We start from the raw sequence: 19,046 nt of genomic DNA, 5'->3' as shown, positions 1-19,046 counted from the left end.
CCGCCTCGAGTCGCGGCTCACATGGCTTGGGTCACGCAGCCGAAGCAGCGGACACTGCCTGGCTTTCCGGCTTCTTGCCCGCCACGAGCGGATAAATCACGCCGGCAATCACGGCGCCGATGATCGGCGCCACCCAGAACAGCCAAAGCTGGCCGATGGCATCACCGCCGACGAACAGCGCGGGACCGGTCGAGCGTGCCGGATTCACCGACGTATTGGTGACCGGAATGGAAACAAGGTGAATGAGCGTGAGGCACAGGCCAATCGCGATCGGGGCGAAACCGGCCGGCGCGCGCGTGTCCGTAGCACCCAGAATCACGAAGAGGAAAAACGCCGTCATCACCACTTCACAGAGAAACGCGGCAGCGAGCGTGTAATGGCCCGGCGAGTGCTCGCCGTAGCCGTTGGTCGCGAAGCCGCTTGCGACAAGGTCGAAGCCTGGCTTGCCCAGCGCGATTTGCGACAACACGAATGCGGCCAGCACGGCGCCCACCACCTGTACCGCGATGTAGGGAATCACGTCCTTGGCGGGGAAGCGCCCGGCGACGGCAAGGCCGACGCTCACGGCCGGGTTCAGATGGCATCCCGAAATATGCCCGATAGCGTAGGCCATGGTCAGTACGGTGAGGCCGAAGGCGAGCGAAACGCCAACGAAACCGATGCCAAGGCCATGAACCGGACCTGCGAAATTGGCGGCGAGCACAGCGCTGCCGCAGCCGCCGAAGACCAGCCAGAAGGTGCCAATGAGTTCGGCCGCGAGTCGTTTGGAGAGGTGCATGGTGCGTGATCTCAAGTAAGGTCGATATGACGGCATCGCAAAATGCCAATGCCAAGTGCGCAGGGGATTCTACGGAGATTGCACGCTGCGGGATGTCAAGGATTGTAAATTCCAGAGAGAAAGCGTTTACTATTTTGCGGATGCCCTTCAGTAAATTTAACACTTGCCGATAACCAATAAATTATCTGACGATATCGGCGGTGCGGTATTATCGTGCATTGCGAATTCCCTTATTTGCGGTTAATCTGCCGCCAACCTGTTTCAAAGAAAAGGGAGAATGGAAATGTCGCAGTACGCAGAACTCAAGGCTCAGATCGCCCAGCTCCAGGCTCAGGCCGACGAGGCACGGCGAACTGAAGTGGCGGACGTGATTGCGTCGATTCGCCAGAAAATCACGGAATACGGCCTGACCGCGCAGGACCTGGGGTTCCCCACGGGCGCCCGCCGTGGCCGCCCGCCGAAGAAGGCACCCCTGCCGCCGCGGTACCAGGATCCGAAGACGGGCAGCACGTGGAGCGGTCGGGGCAAGCCGCCGAAGTGGATTGCCGGCAAAAATCGCGAGCGCTTCCTGATTACCCAGTAATTAGTGTGCGGCTGCGCACGCAGCGGATGGCATCCGGGCCGCTTCGCCTCTTCGGGCGGAGCGGCTTTTTCATGTTGTCATGCAACCGCGGCAATGAAAAAAGCCGTCCTTGATGGACGGCTTTTCATGAAATATCGACAATCTTTGTCATTTAACGCCAGGCAAACGATTCACTGCGGCAATCTCCCGGTATTTACATGACAGCCCAAGGCGGCGAGGGGCGGCAGCATTGCGCCGCCCGCAAGACTTCTTTTTGAACCGTAATATGCCGCAAGCTAAAAGACGGGAGCGCGCGGCTGCATTTGGGTATGCCGGCGGTCACGCCGGCCCGTCCCCTCAACCTGCCGCCACCCGCCGCAACACCGGCCGGCGCGTAGCCTCGAGCAAAGTAGCGTAGCTATCCAGGTAGTTCTGCGCCATCGTCTTCGACGTGAACCGGCGCTCGAACTGTTCGCGGATGGCATCGCGCGAAAGCTCGTCGATATGCGTCAACGCCGCCACGGCGCCCTGCACGTCCTCGACGATATAGCCCGTCAGTCCCTGGTCGATCACTTCGGGCACCGACCCGCGGTTGAACGCGATCACCGGCGTCCCGCAGGCCATCGACTCGATCATCACGAGGCCGAACGGCTCCGACCAGTCGATCGGGAACAGCAGCGCCTTCGCGCCGGAGAGAAACTCCGGCTTCTGCGCCTCGTTGATCTCACCGACGAACTCCACGTGCGCCTGCGAAAGCAGCGGCTCGATATCGCGCTTGAAATATTCCTCGTCGACCTTGTCGACTTTCGCCGCAATCTTCAGCGGCAGGCCGCTTTGGGCCGCAATCTTGATGGCCGTGTCGACGCGCTTTTCCGGGCAGATGCGCCCGAGAAACGCGAGGTACTCCGGCTTGCGATGCGCCTGCGGCGTCAGCAGCTGCGACGGCAGGCCGTGATAGACCGTGTTCAGCCAGTTCGCCTGCTTGAGCGGCTGGCGCTGCGAATCGGAAATCGAAACGACGGGCGCTTCGGAAAAGGCATCGAAAACGGGCTGCAATTCCGGCAGATCGAGCCGTCCGTGCAGCGTGGTCACGAACGGCGTATCGAGCGACGAGAACAGCGGGAACGGCAGGTAGTCGAGGTGAAAGTGCAGCACGTCGAACTCGTGTGCGACGCGGCGCACCTGCTCGAGCAGCAGCACATGCGGCGCCATGGCGTCGCGAATGGTCGGGTCGAGCCGCAGGGCGCGCGGCCACGCCGCTTCCAGCTTCGCGGAAGTCACCGAATCGCCGCTCGCAAAAAGCGTCACGTCGTGACCCAGTTCCACCAGGGCTTCGGTCAGATAGGACACGACACGCTCGGTGCCGCCATAGAGCTTCGGCGGAACGGCTTCATATAGCGGCGCGATTTGTGCGATTCGCATTCTGTGATCTCCTTGAGAGGGCGATTGTGCCGCGACAGTGTGCGTTCGCACGGCAAAGCAACCGGATAAAAGGGGATACAACGCAGGCGACACGGAGCAAAAAGCTTGCCGCGGTTGCTGGCGCAGGCCAGCCCGTGTCCGATGCAATGTCGGGTTATCCCTTAAGGCTCATTATCGGGATTGAGCCGCCCAATTCGAGGTATTTTGCATTCGCTTAATGTTGTTACAGCGCGAAATGGCGTCCCGGCCACCCCCGCGCGACGTCGGCAAACGCACGCACAACAAGGCACGAAGGGGCACCCGACAAGGCGCCGGCGCGCTCGCGTCCTGGCCGGCCGCTGTTACAACAGACGGATGTCCGGCCCATGAAAAATCTCTATAATTCGTGCGCCGCGCGCCGAAATTCCAACGCAAATTCGGCCAAAAATGCCTTTTGCATCTGCTTTATCTTCGCCTGACTCCCCAATCCTTTCCTAGCATTACCTTCCAGCCCGCGTGTAGGAAAAAATCTGACAGCATTTATGGAGTTTTCCGGCAAAGCGCCGGGGCGTCTGTCCGATTTCCGATCCATTTCCCTTTGGCCACAATGCTCCCACGACCATAAACGGGCCGTTCGCTCTGTATTGCGCAGAAGCGGGCGAGCAAACGTTTCCGCTAGAGGCCTGACCAGCCAGCTTCGATTTCGGGGGAACCATGAGCGCCACCACGACCAGTGACATGCTCACTGAGATCAAGGAAGTGAATCTGTCGTACCTGTTGCTCGCCCAGCGCCTGTTGCGCGAGGACAAACCGATGGGCATGTTCCGCATGGGCATCTCCGAGCAGCTCGCCGACGTTCTGGCCAACCTCTCGCTCGCGCAGACGGTGCGGCTGGCGGCCTCGAACCAGATGCTGTGCCGCTTCCGCTTCGACGACCACGCCATTCTTTCCTCGCTCGCCGACAAGGGCAAAACGCTTGCGCACGCGCAAACGCATTCCGCCATTCTGATGGCGGGCCAGCCGGTCGAGCAGATCGGTTGATGCGCGCTCCACGCGCGCACCACCCGCATACGGGACACGAGGCGCATGGCCTATAAGAGTGTGGTACTCGAGGTTCGCGAGATCACGCTCGCGATCGAGCTGATCGAGCTGGGCGCACGCCTTCAGTTGCTCGAAGCCGAGACAGGCCTGTCGCGCGACCGGCTCATCAAGCTCTACAAGGAGCTGAAGGGCGTCTCGCCCCCCAAGGGCATGCTGCCGTTCTCGACGGACTGGTTCATGACCTGGCAGCCCAACATCCACTCGTCGCTGTTCTACAACATCTACCGGTTCATGATTGACCACGGCGGCTGCGAGACCATCCAGTCCATCGTGAAGAGCTACCGGCTCTACCTCGAACACGTGCAGTTGCAGGGCGAAGAGCCGGTGCTGAGCCTCACGCGCGCGTGGACACTCGTGCGCTTCTTCGACTCGGGCATGCTCCAGACAACCGGTTGCGTGCGCTGCGGCGGGCATTTCGTCGCGCATGCGCACGATCCCCAGCAGGGCTTCGTCTGCGGCCTGTGCCAGCCGCCTTCACGCGCGGGCAAGACGAAAAAGCCGGCCATGGCGGCCGAAACCCCGCTGCTCGCCTCCTGAGCCAAAGCCCACCAGTCCTTACGCCGGTAAGGCTTTCGCGCCACGGCGCCTCAAGTTCGCGCCCAGTGACGCCGTAAAGCAGATACCGCCTGTCGCCCCCGACGGGCGGGCCGATGCACCGGTCAAGTGCATCGGCAGGTCAGCCTTGACTGGCGGCGCGCCCGGATCGCCCGGAAGCCGCCGCCGCCTCTGGGTTTACACCGGCGCGACGGTCCCCTTTTCCACCAAAGTTTTCCGCTGCACTGCCGTAAACCGGGTAAACGACGCGGCCAACGACGGCCTCGGTCGATTCTTGTGAGGGCTCGGCAGTGCTGATTTTCGTGGGAACACTCGTAACGCTGTTGTCCGTCTTCGGCGGCTACGCGCTGGAGGGCGGTCATCTGGCCGCGCTGGTGCAGCCGGTCGAAGTACTGATGATCGCGGGCGCCGGTTTCGGCGCGTTCATCCTCGGCAACGGCATCAAGACCATCAAGGCAACGGCACGCGTTATTCCGACCCTTTTCAAAGGGTCGAAATACAACAAAGACGTGTACATGGAGCTGATGGGCCTGCTTTACGTCCTGCTCGCCAAGGCGCGCAAGGAAGGCACGCTCACGCTCGAAGCCGACATCGACGATCCGGACAAGAGCCCGATCTTCACGCAATACCCGAAGATCCTGGCCGACCGCCACATCGTGGAATTCCTGACCGATTACCTGCGCCTCATGGTGGGCGGCAACATGAACGCTTTCGAGATCGAAAGCCTCATGGACGAGGAGATCGAAACGCATCACTCCGAAGGCGAGGCGCCCGCGCATGCGCTCGCGAAGGTGGGCGACGCCATGCCCGCGTTCGGTATCGTGGCCGCGGTGATGGGCGTGGTGCACACCATGGCCTCCGCCGACAAGCCGCCTGCGGTGCTGGGCGAGATGATCGCGCAGGCGCTTGTCGGTACGTTCCTCGGCATTCTGCTTTCGTACGGTCTGATCGGCCCGCTCGCGAGCCTCGCGGAGCAGCGCGTGACCGAGTCTACGAAGATGTTCCAGTGCATCAAGGTGACGATTCTCGCGAGCCTGAACGGCTACGCCCCGGCCATTGCCGTGGAGTTCGGCCGCAAGGTGCTTTTCTCCACCGAGCGTCCCTCGTTCGCCGAGCTCGAAGAGCACGTGCGTCGCGTGAAGGCGAAGTAACCAGGGCGCGCCGGAGCATCCAATGAGCAAGGACAAGGACCGCGCCATCGTCGTCAAGCGTGCTGCCCCCGCGAAGAAGGGGCATCACGGCGGCGCGTGGAAGCTCGCCTACGCGGACTTCATGACCGCGATGATGGCGTTCTTCCTGCTGATGTGGCTGCTGAGTTCGGCGTCCACCACGCAGCTGAAGGGCATTGCCGAGTATTTCAACCAGCCGCTCAAGATCACGCTCTGGGGCGGTGACCGCAGCGCGGAGGACTCGAGCATCCTGCGCGGCGGCGGCCGCGACATCTCGACGGACCAGCAAGGCATTACGCGCATGAGCGACGGCTCGACGTCGCGCGCGCAGCATAGCCAGCCGCACGCCGAAGACCAGACCATGAAGCAGCTGCAAGGCGAGCTGGAGCGCCGCGAGCAGGCTCGTCTGCACGACCTGCAGGTGAAGCTGATGGCCGCCATCGAGGCGAACCCGGTGCTGCGCCAGTTCAAGCAGCAGATTCGCATCGACTCGACGCTCACGGGCCTGCGCATCGAGATCGTGGATACCCAGAAGCGGCCGATGTTCGCGACCGCGAGCGACGAGGTCGAGCCGTACATGCGCGACATCCTGCGCGAAATCGGCAAGACCTTGAACGACGTGCCGAACCGCCTCGTCGTGCAGGGCCACACCGACGCCGTGCCGTACGCGGGCGGCGAGAAGGGCTACAGCAACTGGGAGCTTTCGGCGGACCGCGCGAACGCGTCGCGCCGCGAGCTGATTGCAGGCGGCATGGACGAATCGAAGGTGCTGCGCGTGCTCGGCCTCGCCTCCACGCAGAACCTGGTGAAGGACGATCCGCTCGCGCCGGAAAACCGCCGTATCAGCATCATCGTGCTCAACAAGAAGTCGGAAGAGGCGCTGATGCGCGACGACACGACCACGACGACGCTCTCGGACGACGCCGCGGGCTCAGGCCGGCAGCTGATTCCGAAGATCGCGCCGGATGCGGCGCCGGCACCGGTGCAGGCGCGGCCGCAGCCGCCGCTGATACAGGGGCAGCAGCCGGCGCAGCAGTAACGGACGCAGACGCAGGAACAGGCAGGAACAAGCAGGAACAAGCGGGCACAAGCAGGAACAAGCGCAGCAACACGAACAGGCAGGGCAGTGAGGACTTCATGATCAGGAACATTCTGGCGATCGACGATTCGGCCGCGATGCGGCAAATCATCTCCGCCACGCTGACGGCGGCCGGCTATGAGGTCACGGTGGCGTCGGATGGTGAAGAAGGGCTCGAAAACGCGCTGGCGGTCCAGTTCGACCTTGTGCTCACGGACCAGCACATGCCGCGCGTGAGCGGTCTCGACCTGATCGGGCGGCTACGCAGGAATCCGGCGTATCAGACCACGCCGATCCTGCTGCTGACGACCGAAGACAGCGAGCCGTTCAAAGACGCGGCGCGCGCGGCGGGCGCGACGGGCTGGATCGAAAAGCCCGTGGACCCGGACCTGCTCACGGACCTCGTCGCGTCGCTGTCGGAGCAGGAAGCGTCCTGACGCGAACGGCCCGGCCGGGAAGGGTTGGGGCCGGCCAACAGACAGCAACAGACAGCAACAGACGGCATACGAAGCACAGACCAGATATTTCGCGGTGACCCAGGCATGACACTCGACATCACACAGTTCTATCAGACGTTCTTCGACGAAGCGGACGAACTGCTCGCGCAGATGGAGCAGCTGTTGCTCAATCTGGACATCGGCCGGCCCGACCCCGAAGACCTCGCAGCGATTTTCCGCGCGGCGCACTCCATCAAGGGCGGTGCGGCCACGTTCGGTTTCACGGCGCTCACCGAAACCACGCACATTCTCGAATCGCTGCTGGATCGCGCGCGCAACAACGAACTCGTGCTGCGCAAGGACATGATCGACACGTTCCTCGAAACGAAGGACGTGCTCTCGGGCCAGCTCGCCGACTACCGCGCGAGCGCCGAACCGGACGCCGCCGCGGCAGCCGCCGTGCGCGCGAAGCTGGAGCGGCTCTACGCCGAAAGCCGCGGCACGCCCGCGCCCGAAGCGGCGCAGCCTGCCGCAGCGGCACCGGCACCTGCGCCGGCAGCGCCCGCACCCGCACCGCAAGTCGCGGCGGCCGAACCGGCCGCGAGCGGGCCTGGGTCGGCCAACGGCGTGCCCGACCACGTTGTCGATGAAGCCATTCAAGCCGCACCGTCGAGCGCAGGCGCAGCCGCCGGCGCCGGCGCCGACGCGGCAGAAGGACCCCACCTGAAAATTACGCTACGGGGCGTAGGGGAAAAGGACCAGGAACTGCTCGTCGAAGAACTGGGCAACCTCGGTCACATTGCCGGACAGGTAAAAGAAGGAAACGACCTCACACTGTGGGTCGACACCGACGTACCGTCCGACGACATCGTTGCCGTGTGCTGTTTCGTGATCGACGAAAGTCAGATCTCGATTGGCCGCGGCTCCGCGCCGGGACAGGGCGAACAGCAGGGCGAACCTGGAACGCCTGCCGCTGCCGCTCATGAACCGGCGTTGCCGGCGGCGGCCGCCACGCAACCCGTTGCGCCGCCGCCCGCCACTTCTTCGAATCAAACCGATGCCGCAGCGAGCGCGCCGGCGAGCCAGCCGGCCGCGCCCGCAGCATCGGCACCCGCTGCTGTTCCCGCGCCGGCACCGGCCGCCGCGCCGGCCGAGCACGCTGCGGCGGCCAACAAGCCTGCCGCCGCCACGGCCGAAGAGCGCAAGGCGCGCCCCGCCGCCGCCGCTGCGGGCAGTGAAGGCAGCTCCATCCGCGTGGGCGTCGAGAAGGTCGACCAGCTCATCAACCTCGTCGGCGAACTCGTCATTACGCAGGCCATGCTGGCCGAAACCACCAGCACGTTCGACCCGGCGCTGCACGACCGGCTCTTCAACGGCATGGCGCAGCTCGAACGCAATGCGCGCGACCTGCAGGAAGCGGTGATGTCCATCCGCATGATGCCGATGGACTACGTGTTCAGCCGCTTCCCGCGTCTCGTGCGCGACCTCGCCTCGAAGCTCGGCAAGGAAGTGGAACTGGTCACGTTCGGTCAGGCCACGGAACTCGACAAGAGCCTGATCGAGCGCATCATCGACCCGCTCACGCACCTCGTGCGCAACAGCCTCGACCACGGCATCGAAACGGTGGAAGCGCGCCGCGCCGCGGGCAAGGACGGCACGGGCCAGCTCGTGCTCTCCGCCGCGCACCACGGCGGCAACATCGTGATCGAGGTGAGCGACGACGGCGCCGGCCTGCGCCGCGACAAGATTCTCGCGAAGGCGGTCAAGCAAGGCCTGCCCGTCTCCGACACGATGAGCGACGACGAGGTCTGGCAACTCATCTTCATGCCGGGCTTCTCCACCGCCGAGCAGGTCACCGATGTCTCGGGCCGCGGCGTGGGCATGGACGTCGTGAAGCGAAACATCCAGGCCATGGGCGGCCACGTCGAGATCACCTCGCACGCGGGCAAGGGCACGACCACACGCATCGTGCTGCCGCTCACGCTCGCCATTCTCGACGGCATGTCGGTGAAGGTGGGCAACGAGATCTTCATCCTGCCGCTCAACTTCGTGATGGAGTCGCTCCAGCCGCGCAACGAAGACATCTACACGGTCGCCAACGGCGAGCGCGTGGTGCGCGTGCGCGGCGAGTACCTGCCGCTCGTGGCGCTGCACGAAGTGTTCTCGGTGGAAGGCGCGCGTACGGATCCGACGCAGGGCATCGTCACCATTCTGGAGACGGAAGGCCGGCGCTTCGCGATGCTGATCGACGAACTGGTCGGCCAGCAGCAGGTGGTGGTGAAGAACCTCGAAACGAACTACCGCAAGGTGCACGGCATTTCCGCCGCGACCATTCTGGGCGACGGCAGTGTCGCCCTGATCGTGGACGTGGCGGCATTGAACCGCGAGACGCGCGCCGCGCACGGTTCGCTCGCGGCGCTCGCATAAGCAGACCTATTAACTGAACCTTTTCCCAACCGTTTGGGGGCTAACGTGGCAGAAGTCCAATCCATCCAGAACAGCGGCGCGGGCGGCGGCGCCCTCGCGCATCGCCGCGACGCGCAGCAGGCCGAGGCGGGCGGTCAGGAATTCCTCGTCTTCACGCTGGGCGCGGAAGAGTACGGCATCGACATCCTGAAGGTGCAGGAAATTCGCGGCTACGAAAGCGTGACGCGCATCGCGAACGCGCCCGACTTCATCAAGGGCGTGATCAACCTGCGCGGCATCATCGTGCCGATCGTGGACATGCGCATCAAGTTCCACCTGGGCCGCGTCGAGTACGACCACCAGACCGTGGTGATCATCCTGAACGTCGCGCATCGCGTGGTGGGCATGGTGGTGGACGGCGTCTCCGACGTGCTCACGCTCCAGACCGACCAGATCATGCCGGCGCCGGAATTCGGCGCGACGCTCACGACCGAATACCTCACGGGCCTTGGCACCGTGGACGGCCGCATGCTGATCCTGATGGACATCGAAAAGCTGATGACGAGCCGCGAAATGGCGCTCATCGAAGCGCTGGGCGTATAAGCCGGGCGCATTAAAAGTTACGCCGGGGGGCGCAGTCGGCGGTGACGGATGCCTGCGGGCTCGCAGCAGGCGGGCGTTCGTTGCCTGACCGGGGAAAAGCAGTGAAAAAGGGTGCAAGCCGCCAGAACGCAGTTCATGAGAAGCGGCGCAACGCCCACATGGAATGAACGGGGTATGGACACGCGCACGTGCGCGCACGGTTTTCAGGCAGGGCAACTGCAGCTCAGGCAAGGAGTATGACGATGTTGCAGAAGTGGTCGATCCGCACGACCTTGACGGTGGTCGGACTCATTCTGGTCGCGCTGACCCTGGTGGTGGGCGCGCTGGGGCTCGTCGCGCTTTCGCGCGCGAACGGCTCCATCGAAACGATCGCGCACGGCGACCTCGTGGCCATTCGCGCGCTGAACGATGCGTCTTCATTGATGCTGCGCACGCGCGTGGCGATCGACCGCGTCAGCACGCTGACGGCGGGCGGCAACACGGACGAAGCGAAGAAGGTGCTGGACCGTGCCCAGGAGCTGTACGGCAAGTCCAACGAAAACTGGAAGACATTCCTCGATACGCCGAAGGCCGGCATCGAACAGGCAACGCTCGACGAACTCGCCACCAAGCGCACGTCGCTGCTGCGTGACGGCGTGGACGCCGAATTCGCCGCGCTGCGCGCAAGCGACCTCAACGCGTACCACGCCATTGCCGACACGAAGATCAGCCCGATGTTCGTCTCCTACGACAACACGGCCGCGCAGATCGTGAAGGCGCTTCAGGACCACGCCGAGAACCAGCAGGCGGGTGCGCAATCGCAGATCAGCCTGATGCAGACGCTGATCGGCGCGGTAATCGCGGTGGCGCTCGTGATGGTGGTGGCGATTCGCCTGATGCTGCGCGGCCTCATCGTGCAGCCGCTCGCCGACGCCGTGAACTGCTTCGAGCGCATGGCCTCGGGCGACCTCACGCAGCCCGTTGAAGTGCGCAGCGACAACGAAATCGGCCGGCTCTTCGGCAGCATTCGCCGCATGCAGGACAGCCTCACGACGATGGTGAAGTCCGTGCATACGAGCACCGAATCCATCGACACCGGCGCGCGCGAAATCGCGATGGGCAATACGGACCTCTCGCAGCGCACCGAGCAGCAGGCGGCCTCGCTGCAGGAAACGGCGTCCAGCATGGAACAGCTCACCGGCACGGTGAAGCAGAACGCCGAGAACGCGCGCCAGGCGAGCCAGCTTGCCGTGAACGCGTCGGACATCGCCACGCGCGGCGGCGAAGTGGTGAGCCAGGTGGTTCACACCATGCAGGACATCGCGACGAGTTCGAGCAAGGTGGTGGACATCATCGGCGTGATCGAAGGCATTGCGTTCCAGACCAACATCCTCGCGTTGAACGCGGCGGTGGAAGCCGCACGCGCCGGCGAGCAGGGCCGCGGCTTCGCAGTGGTGGCGGGCGAAGTGCGCAGCCTCGCGCAGCGCAGCGCGAGCGCCGCCAAGGAAATCAAGGAACTCATCAGCGACGCGGCCGGGAAGGTGGATAGCGGCTCTGAACTGGTGGGCCGCGCGGGCACCACGATGGACGAAATCCTGCAGGCCGTGCGCCGCGTGACGGACATCATGGGCGAGATCAGCGCCGCGTCCGAAGAGCAGTCGAGCGGCATCGAACAGGTGAACCGCGCCGTCGTGCAGATGGATACGGTCACGCAGCAGAACGCGGCGCTCGTGGAGCAGGCCGCAGCCGCGGCGGCATCGCTCGAAGAACAGACGCGCCAGCTTCAGACCGTAGTGGGCGGCTGGCACGTGACGGGCGGCCAGCGCCAGCAGGCGTCGTACAGCGCGCGGCCGGCAGCGGCCGTGACGTCGGCGAAGGGTTCGAACACGAGCGGCGCGTTGGCGACGTCGGCGAAGGCTGTATCGACGAAGGCAAAGGCTGTGACGACGTCCGCGACGGCGACGACGTCGCGCCCGGCGACGAGCAAACGTAACGCGGCGGCATTGGCGGCGGCATTGGCAGCAGATAAGGCAGCAGACAAGCCCGCAGCGGTCGAAGCGCATGGCGCAGCCGCGGCAGGCGAAGTCGCAACCGAGGCCGCAATCGAGGCCGCGACTGAAGCCCGGAGCAGCGCAGCCGGCAGCGCGACCCGCGCCGTCACGGCCCGCGCTACCCGCGCAGCTGCCGCACCGGCCGCCAAAGCGGCGCTGGCGCCTCGCGCCGAGCCGCTCTTGAGACCGAAGACAGGTGCATCCGCCGCCGCGTCGCGCGCAAGCGAGACGAGCGCCTCGGATGCGGATTGGGAAACTTTCTAGCAGGCATGCTGCGTTGCAGGCAATTCACCAGTAGTTGCAGGCAACTGCAAGGCATGTCCCCACGAACGTGAACAGGCGCAATGCCTTGCATGACAGGCACGAAACATCATGATGGCAAGGCGCACACCACAGTCCGCACAGCCCGATCTGTCTGACCGGCAGAAAATGGGCGAGCCCGGTCGGGACTTCGAGTTCACGTCGGCGGATTTCGCACGCATTCGCGAGCTGATTCACCGCCGTGCGGGCATTTCGCTCTCGGACCACAAGCGCGACATGGCGTACAGCCGCCTCGCGCGGCGTCTGCGGGCGCTCGGGCTCGACACGTTTCGCGACTATCTCGACCGGCTGGAAGCCACCAACGATCCGGCCGAGTGGGAAGCGTTCACGAACGCGCTCACCACGAACCTCACGGCATTCTTCCGCGAGGCGCATCACTTCCCGATCCTCGCGGACTTCGTGAAGCGCCGCCAGCAGCCCGTTTCGGTGTGGTGCTCGGCGGCGTCCACGGGCGAGGAGCCGTATTCGATCGCGATGACGCTCGTGGAAGCGCTCGGCGAGCAGGCCGCGCGCCACGCCACCATCCTTGCCACGGACCTGGACACCCAGGTGCTCGCCAAAGGCGAGGCCGGCGTCTACGCGTTCGACCAGGTGAAGCATCTTTCGCAGGAGCGCCTGAAGCGCTTCTTCCTGAAGGGCACCGGCGCGCACGCGGGGCTCGTGAAGGTGCGGCCCGAACTGCGCGCGATGATCCGCTTCGAACAGCTCAATCTGACGGATGCCGACTACGGCTTGCGTACGCAGTTCGACGCGATCTTCTGCCGCAACGTCATGATCTATTTCGACAAGCCGACGCAGTCGCAGGTGCTTTCGCGCTTCGAGCCGCTCGTCAAGCCGGGCGGGCTGCTGTTTGCCGGCCACTCGGAGAACTTCACCTACGTCACGCAGGCGTTCCGCCTGCGCGGCCAGACGGTCTACGAACTCACGCGCGACAGCGCCGACCACGCGCGCAGCAGCGCGCGCGCCGGCACCGCGGCAACGAGCGGAGCGATCGCATGAGCACGACCTTGCCGGTTGCCACCAACCTCTACTACGACAACCACTTTCAGCGCCCCGGCGTGAAGCTGCTGCCGAACGAGTTCTACATGACGAGCGAAGACATGGTGCTTGTCACGGTGCTGGGCTCGTGCGTGGCGGCGTGCATTCGCGACCGCACCGCGGGCATCGGCGGCATGAACCATTTCATGCTGCCCGACGACGGCGCGGATGCCGGGCACGCCGCGTCGGACTCCATGCGCTACGGCGCGTACGCGATGGAAGTGCTCATCAACGAGATGATCAAGGCGGGCGGCCGGCGCGAGCGGTTCGAGGCGAAAGTGTTCGGCGGCGCCGCAGTGCTGGCGGGCATGACCACCATCAACATCGGCGACCGCAACTCCGAGTTCGTGCGCCGCTACCTCGCGCTGGAAAAAATTCCCATCGTGGCCGAAGACCTGCAGGGAGAGCATCCGCGCAAGGTGGCGTTCCTGCCGCGCACGGGCCAGGTCATGGTGAAGAAGTTGCGCCTGCAGCAGGACCCGAGTGTGGCCGAGCGCGAACAGGCGCTCGCGCGGCATACCGCCGAAGCCCGCGCCGAGCGCCTCGCCAGAGCGCGCGCCCACATGGAACTCTTCGCCGGCGCACAGACGGGCGCCGCACGTCCCGACCTGCCGCGGGCCGGCCCCGCCGGTGCGCCTGCGCGCCCGGGCGGCGCCGCGAAGCCGCGCATCGAGCTGTTCGGTGCGCGCCCCCGCCCCAACAACCAGGACAACAACGCCAAGACAGTAGAGGAGGCGTGACAGCTGTGCAAAAGATCAAGGTTTTGTGTGTGGACGACTCAGCGCTGATCCGCAGCCTGATGACGGAAATCATCAACAGCCAGCCGGACATGACGGTGGTGGCGACGGCGCCGGATCCGCTCGTCGCGCGCGAGCTCATCAAGCAGCACAACCCCGACGTGCTCACGCTCGACGTGGAAATGCCGCGCATGGACGGTCTCGACTTCCTCGAGAAGCTGATGCGTCTGCGGCCCATGCCGGTGGTGATGGTGTCGTCGCTGACCGAGCGCGGCTCGGAAATCACGCTGCGCGCGCTCGAACTGGGCGCCGTGGACTTCGTGACCAAGCCGAAGGTGGGCATTCGCGACGGCATGCTCGAATATTCCGAGAAGCTCGCCGACAAGATTCGCGCAGCAGCCCGCGCGCGGGTTCGCCAGGCCGCGCCCGCGCACGTCGCGGCGGCGGCTGCGGCGGCAGGTGCCGGCGCGGCGGCGCCGCTCATCAACAATCCGCTCGTGAGTACGGAAAAGCTCATCATCGTGGGCGCCTCCACGGGCGGTACCGAAGCCATTCGCGAAGTGCTCGTGCCGCTGCCGCCGGACGCCCCCGCGGTGCTGATCGCGCAGCACATGCCGCCCGGTTTCACAAAATCTTTTGCGCAACGGCTCAATGGTTTGTGCCGGATTACCGTTAAAGAGGCTGAGCACGGCGAACGCGTGCTGCCGGGCCATGCTTATATCGCGCCGGGCCACGCGCACCTGCTGCTCGCGCGTAGCGGCGCGAACTACATCGCCCATCTGTCCGACGACCCGCCGGTGAACCGGCACCGTCCGTCGGTGGACGTGCTGTTCCGCTCCGCGGCCCAGCATGCGGGCAAGAACGCGATCGGCGTGATCCTGACCGGCATGGGCCGCGACGGCGCGGCGGGGCTGCTCGAAATGCGCAAGGCGGGTGCTTACACGCTCGCCCAGGACGAAGCGAGCTGCGTCGTGTTTGGCATGCCGCGCGAGGCTATTGCGATGGGCGCCGCCGACGAGATCGCGCCGCTTGCCGACATGAGCCGCCGCGTGATGGCACGCCTTGCGTTGATGGGCGACCGCGTGCAGCGCGTATGATGCCGTTCGGCTGCGACGCGAACGGGCGCGCGCACGCCGCACACACAATTTGCACAGAGGAACCAAGATGGATAAGGGAATGAAAATTCTGGTGGTGGACGACTTTCCGACGATGCGCCGGATTGTCCGCAACCTGTTGAAGGAACTGGGCTACGCCAACGTCGACGAGGCGGAAGACGGCGCGGCCGGGCTGTCGCGCCTGCGCGGCGGCGGCTACGACTTCGTGATCTCGGACTGGAACATGCCGAACCTGGACGGTCTCGCCATGCTCAAGGAGATCCGCGCCGACGCGAGCCTCTCGCACCTGCCGGTGCTGATGGTGACGGCCGAGTCGAAGAAGGAAAACATCATCGCGGCAGCGCAGGCAGGCGCCAGCGGCTACGTGGTGAAGCCCTTCACGGCGGCTACGCTCGACGAGAAGCTCAACAAGATCCTCGAAAAGATGGCGAAAGCCGGGAGCTGACGTGAACCAGCCGACCAGTGCGCAAGCCGCCATGCCGCGCGAGGGCGGCCAGGAGGACGCGGGAGAATTCGCGACCGACCGCATTCTTGCCCGCATCGGACAATTGACGCGCACGCTGCGCGACTCGATGCGAGAACTCGGGCTCGACAAGCACGTGGAACGCGCCGCCGAAGCCGTGCCGGACGCCCGCGACCGCCTCAAGTACGTGGTCGCGATGACCGAGCAGGCCGCCGAGCGCGCGCTCAACGCCATCGAAATCGCCAAGCCGTTGCAGGAGCGCCTCGAGCGCGACGCCGGCGCGCTCAACGAGCGCTGGGCGCGGTGGTACGAAGCGCCGCTCGGCCGCGACGAGGTGCGCACGCTCGTGGACGACACGCGCGCGTTCATCACCACGGTGCCCGACGCTACTTCGGCGACCAGCCAGCAGCTGCTCGAAATCATGCTCGCCCAGGACTTTCAGGATCTGACGGGCCAGGTGATCAAGAAGATCATGGACGTGGTCTACGTGATCGAGCAGCAATTGCTGGGCGTGCTCGTGGAGAACATCGCACCGGAGCGCCGGGAACAGTTCGCGGCCACGGCTGCGGCGCTGGCCGCCGCGGAGTCGTCGACCGGCAGCCCCGAAGGGTTGCTCAACGGCCCGCAGATCAATCCCGAAGGCAAGGCCGACGTCATGCAGGACCAGTCGCAAGTGGACGACCTGCTCGCGAGCCTGGGCTTCTAGTCCGCTTTCACGTCCCCTCGTAGCCGGACCTTCGGCCGGGTCAGGCCGGTTCCCGACCGGCTTCCGTTCTCTCCCGTTCCTCCTTCCCGCAAGCCGGGGCGGCCGCCTGTGCGGCACGCCCCGTGCTTCGCTTGCACGGCCTTGAGCGCGGACGGTGCGTTTGGCCGCCCGTCCCAAGCGCAGGCATACTACGCCGTAAGCCCGGCCCCGCGCGGCGCTCATGCCGCAGCGCATCGCCCGCCGCCCGGCGCGGGACCGAGGCCGCCGCGGCACAGCGTCGTCTGTCTGGCCGGCGTTGCGCCCCCTCATCACAGCGGCCACCCTGGCCGTGCATCGGGAGGACTATGAGCGCGCTGAACCGAATCCGAATGACGCGCGGCGTCGCAGCGACGTCGCTCGCGCTTGGCTGGCTCGTCGCCAGCACGAACGCCTTTGCGGGCCTGGGCGCGGCGCCCATGACGACGCCCGCGGGCGCCGCCGTAACGGGCGTAACGACACGCTCGCCCGGCGCGGGCGCCGCCTCTACCTCCACCGTCGCACGCGCCGCGACGCAGGCTTCGTCGTCGGGCATGGCGGCCAGCAGCGGCACCGCCGCTTCCACCTCCTACACCGTGCGCGAGACGAGGCTTGCCAGCGGCACCGTGGTGCGCGAGTACGTCGGGCAAGACGGCACCGTGTTCGGCGTGGCATGGCAGGGCCAGCAGATGCCCGACCTCTCGGCGCTGCTCGGCACGTATTTCCCGCAGTACATAGCGGGCCTCAAGGCGAACCGGGCGGCGGGCGCCGTGCGCGGCCCGGCCGCGGTGGAACAGAGCGGCCTCGTCGTGCATTCGGGCGGCCACATGGGCGCGTTCTCGGGCGAGGCGTGGCTGCCGCAGGCGCTGCCCGCAGGCGTGAGCACGTCCGACATCCAGTGAAAATGAGGCATAAGCAGGTTCAAGCAGATTCAAGCAGGCCATCGAGCCAGGGAGACATAACGTGCGCATCGGACTTCGCAGCGGATTCGCCGGGCAGGTCGCGGCCCGGTTCGTCAAATGGGGGCAGGTGGCCACGTTCGTCGTGGCGGCAGGCATCGTCGCGGCTTGCGGAGGTGGCGGCGGAGGCGGTGGTGGAGGGGGCGGAGGCGGCACGCCGAGCGCGGCCAACACCGTGCCCGTCACCGTGGACCGCGGGCTCTTCGGCGTGGTCAACATTCCCAGCGTGAGCGTGACGATCTGCGTGCCGGGCACCTCGACGTGCCAGACCATCGATCACGTGCAGCTCGACACCGCGTCCTACGGGCTTCGCGTGGTCAACACGGCGCTCAATTCCACGATGCTCGCCCAGTTGCAGCAGGCGAGCGTGGGCGGCCAGCCGCTTGCCGAATGCCCGCACTTCGCCGACGGCTACACCTGGGGCTCCATCCGCAACGCCGACGTCAAGCTGGGCGGCGAGGCGGCCGGCAACATCCCGATCCAGGTGATTGGCGACATGGGCAGCGGCACGGTTCCGCAGGCGTGCCAGAACTTCGGCGTGGGCAACAACACGGCGCAGGATCTGGGCGCGAACGGCATTCTCGGCGTGGGTGTGGCGCCCGCGGATTGCGGCGCCACCTGCGTCGGCTCGGCGGCGAGCAGCAATTACTACACGTGCCCAGGCGGTTTGACCTCGACCACCTGCACCGCGACCGCCGTGCAGATCTCGCAGCAGGTCGCCAACCCCGTGCCGCACTTCGCCACGGACAACAACGGCTTGATTCTGGAACTGCCGCAGATCTCGGACTCGGGCCAGGCGTCGGCGAGCGGCACGCTCGTGTTCGGCATCGGCACGTCGGCCAACAACACGATGACGGCCTCGCAGCAGTTCCAGACCACGCAGTGGGGCGACCTGGTGGGCAGCACGTTCAACGGCGCAACGGTGACGGCGTTCCTCGATTCGGGCTCGAACGGGCTCTTCTTCGAGGACAGCGCGTTGCAGCAGTGCGGCAGCAACTTCCAGGGCTTCTACTGCCCGTCGTCAACGCAGACGCTCAACGCCACGCTGCTAGGCGCCAACGGCGCGAAGGCCACGGTGAGCTTCAACGTGGCGAGCGCCTCCGCGCTGTTCGGCAACGGCAGCAACTTCGCCTTCAACGACCTGGCGGGCACGATCGGTTCGTCCACGACGCTGGACCTGGGCTTGCCGTTCCACTTCGGCCGCAACGTCTTCGTGGGCATGGACCGCACAGGCTCGGGCGGCTCGGCGCCGTTCGTGGCCTTCTAGTCCAACGGGCCGCTGGCCGGGTCGCCGCGCAGGCGGCCCGGCCACTCGGGCGGCCAGCCTGGGGGGCTTACAGCCTGAGCGCCCGCCTGCGGCGGCTTACCGGGCGGCCGAAGCCGCCCGCTCAAGCCGCTCCGCTCGAAGCAGCCCGCCCAAAGCAGCCCGCCCAAAGCAGGCCGCCCAAGCAGGCCGCCCAAAGCCGCCCCGCCCAAAGCCGCCGCCCAAGCCGCCCGCCCAAAGCCGCCCCACCCAAAGCCGCCCCCGCCACCGCAGGCTCCCCGCCAAAGGCACTCCGCCGTAACAACCGC

General features: G+C 65.8%; 18 protein-coding genes. 16 read left to right on the top strand and 2 right to left on the bottom strand.

What is annotated here, in order from left to right; all coding sequences use genetic code 11:
• Positions 1–31 precede the first annotated feature (31 nt).
• On the bottom strand, positions 32–778 hold the full coding sequence (gene aqpZ, locus P2869_RS16770) for an aquaporin Z (RefSeq protein ID WP_277597025.1): 747 nt from the start codon (positions 776–778) through the stop codon (positions 32–34).
• A gap of 283 nt (positions 779–1,061) precedes the next feature.
• Here aqpZ and P2869_RS16765 point away from each other — a divergent pair, with 283 nt between their 5' ends.
• Entirely contained in the window at positions 1,062–1,361 is a 300-nt protein-coding gene (locus P2869_RS16765) for an H-NS histone family protein (RefSeq protein WP_026120917.1), read from the top strand.
• 336 nt (positions 1,362–1,697) lie between these two features.
• On the opposite strand, the gene P2869_RS16760 is transcribed toward P2869_RS16765, so the two are convergent.
• The gene (locus P2869_RS16760) at positions 1,698–2,762 is read right to left on the bottom strand and encodes a glycosyltransferase family 4 protein (RefSeq protein ID WP_199544516.1); all 1,065 of its coding nucleotides are present in this window, start codon (positions 2,760–2,762) and stop codon (positions 1,698–1,700) included.
• A 693-nt stretch (positions 2,763–3,455) separates the two neighbouring features.
• Between P2869_RS16760 and flhD the strand changes: the two genes are divergently transcribed.
• The 15 genes from flhD (at position 3,456) to P2869_RS16685 (ending at position 18,741) form a co-directional block, all read left to right on the top strand.
• Positions 3,456–3,782 carry a flagellar transcriptional regulator FlhD gene (flhD, locus tag P2869_RS16755; protein ID WP_026120916.1) on the top strand — a complete coding sequence of 109 codons (327 nt, stop codon included), beginning with the start codon at positions 3,456–3,458 and terminating at the stop codon, positions 3,780–3,782.
• A gap of 45 nt (positions 3,783–3,827) precedes the next feature.
• On the top strand, positions 3,828–4,379 hold the full coding sequence (gene flhC, locus P2869_RS16750; RefSeq protein WP_017772161.1) for a flagellar transcriptional regulator FlhC: 552 nt from the start codon (positions 3,828–3,830) through the stop codon (positions 4,377–4,379).
• Positions 4,380–4,687: 308 nt separating this feature from the next.
• Positions 4,688–5,548 (top strand): flagellar motor stator protein MotA, encoded by an 861-nt coding sequence (gene motA / locus P2869_RS16745; RefSeq protein ID WP_017772160.1) that lies wholly within the window; start codon positions 4,688–4,690, stop codon positions 5,546–5,548.
• A gap of 22 nt (positions 5,549–5,570) precedes the next feature.
• Positions 5,571–6,605: a flagellar motor protein MotB gene (gene motB / locus P2869_RS16740; protein ID WP_017772159.1), complete on the top strand. Its 1,035-nt coding sequence runs from the start codon at positions 5,571–5,573 to the stop codon at positions 6,603–6,605.
• A 98-nt stretch (positions 6,606–6,703) separates the two neighbouring features.
• The gene (locus tag P2869_RS16735) at positions 6,704–7,081 is read left to right on the top strand and encodes a response regulator (protein WP_017772158.1); all 378 of its coding nucleotides are present in this window, start codon (positions 6,704–6,706) and stop codon (positions 7,079–7,081) included.
• A gap of 105 nt (positions 7,082–7,186) precedes the next feature.
• The gene (cheA, locus tag P2869_RS16730) at positions 7,187–9,508 is read left to right on the top strand and encodes a chemotaxis protein CheA (protein WP_277597024.1); all 2,322 of its coding nucleotides are present in this window, start codon (positions 7,187–7,189) and stop codon (positions 9,506–9,508) included.
• Between the two features lie 45 nt (positions 9,509–9,553).
• Positions 9,554–10,090 carry a chemotaxis protein CheW gene (locus P2869_RS16725; RefSeq protein ID WP_017772156.1) on the top strand — a complete coding sequence of 179 codons (537 nt, stop codon included), beginning with the start codon at positions 9,554–9,556 and terminating at the stop codon, positions 10,088–10,090.
• Positions 10,091–10,332: 242 nt separating this feature from the next.
• Complete coding sequence (locus P2869_RS16720; protein ID WP_277597023.1) at positions 10,333–12,384, top strand: methyl-accepting chemotaxis protein; 2,052 nt, start codon at positions 10,333–10,335, stop codon at positions 12,382–12,384.
• Between the two features lie 108 nt (positions 12,385–12,492).
• Positions 12,493–13,440 (top strand): CheR family methyltransferase, encoded by a 948-nt coding sequence (locus P2869_RS16715; protein ID WP_026120915.1) that lies wholly within the window; start codon positions 12,493–12,495, stop codon positions 13,438–13,440.
• Positions 13,437–14,219 (top strand): chemoreceptor glutamine deamidase CheD, encoded by a 783-nt coding sequence (gene cheD / locus P2869_RS16710; RefSeq protein ID WP_277597022.1) that lies wholly within the window; start codon positions 13,437–13,439, stop codon positions 14,217–14,219. Before P2869_RS16715 ends, cheD begins: the two co-directional genes overlap by 4 nt.
• A 5-nt stretch (positions 14,220–14,224) precedes the next feature.
• Positions 14,225–15,313 carry a chemotaxis response regulator protein-glutamate methylesterase gene (locus P2869_RS16705; RefSeq protein ID WP_017772152.1) on the top strand — a complete coding sequence of 363 codons (1,089 nt, stop codon included), beginning with the start codon at positions 14,225–14,227 and terminating at the stop codon, positions 15,311–15,313.
• A 67-nt stretch (positions 15,314–15,380) separates the two neighbouring features.
• A complete protein-coding gene (cheY, locus tag P2869_RS16700) occupies positions 15,381–15,776 on the top strand; it encodes a chemotaxis response regulator CheY (RefSeq protein ID WP_026120914.1) in 396 nt (131 codons plus the stop codon).
• A 31-nt stretch (positions 15,777–15,807) separates the two neighbouring features.
• The gene (gene cheZ, locus P2869_RS16695) at positions 15,808–16,500 is read left to right on the top strand and encodes a protein phosphatase CheZ (protein ID WP_026120913.1); all 693 of its coding nucleotides are present in this window, start codon (positions 15,808–15,810) and stop codon (positions 16,498–16,500) included.
• Positions 16,501–16,868: 368 nt separating this feature from the next.
• Positions 16,869–17,417, top strand: coding sequence for a DUF2844 domain-containing protein (locus tag P2869_RS16690; RefSeq protein WP_026120912.1), 549 nt, complete (start codon positions 16,869–16,871; stop codon positions 17,415–17,417).
• Positions 17,418–17,478: 61 nt separating this feature from the next.
• Complete coding sequence (locus tag P2869_RS16685) at positions 17,479–18,741, top strand: DUF3443 domain-containing protein (RefSeq protein ID WP_199544508.1); 1,263 nt, start codon at positions 17,479–17,481, stop codon at positions 18,739–18,741.
• Positions 18,742–19,046 lie beyond the last annotated feature (305 nt).

Source organism: Paraburkholderia sp. SUR17, from assembly GCF_029536165.1.
In the GTDB taxonomy this organism is placed as follows: Bacteria; Pseudomonadota; Gammaproteobacteria; order Burkholderiales; family Burkholderiaceae; genus Paraburkholderia; species Paraburkholderia kururiensis.
Note: the sequence above shows the minus strand (reverse complement) of the source record. Positions and strands in the feature narration are given on the sequence as shown.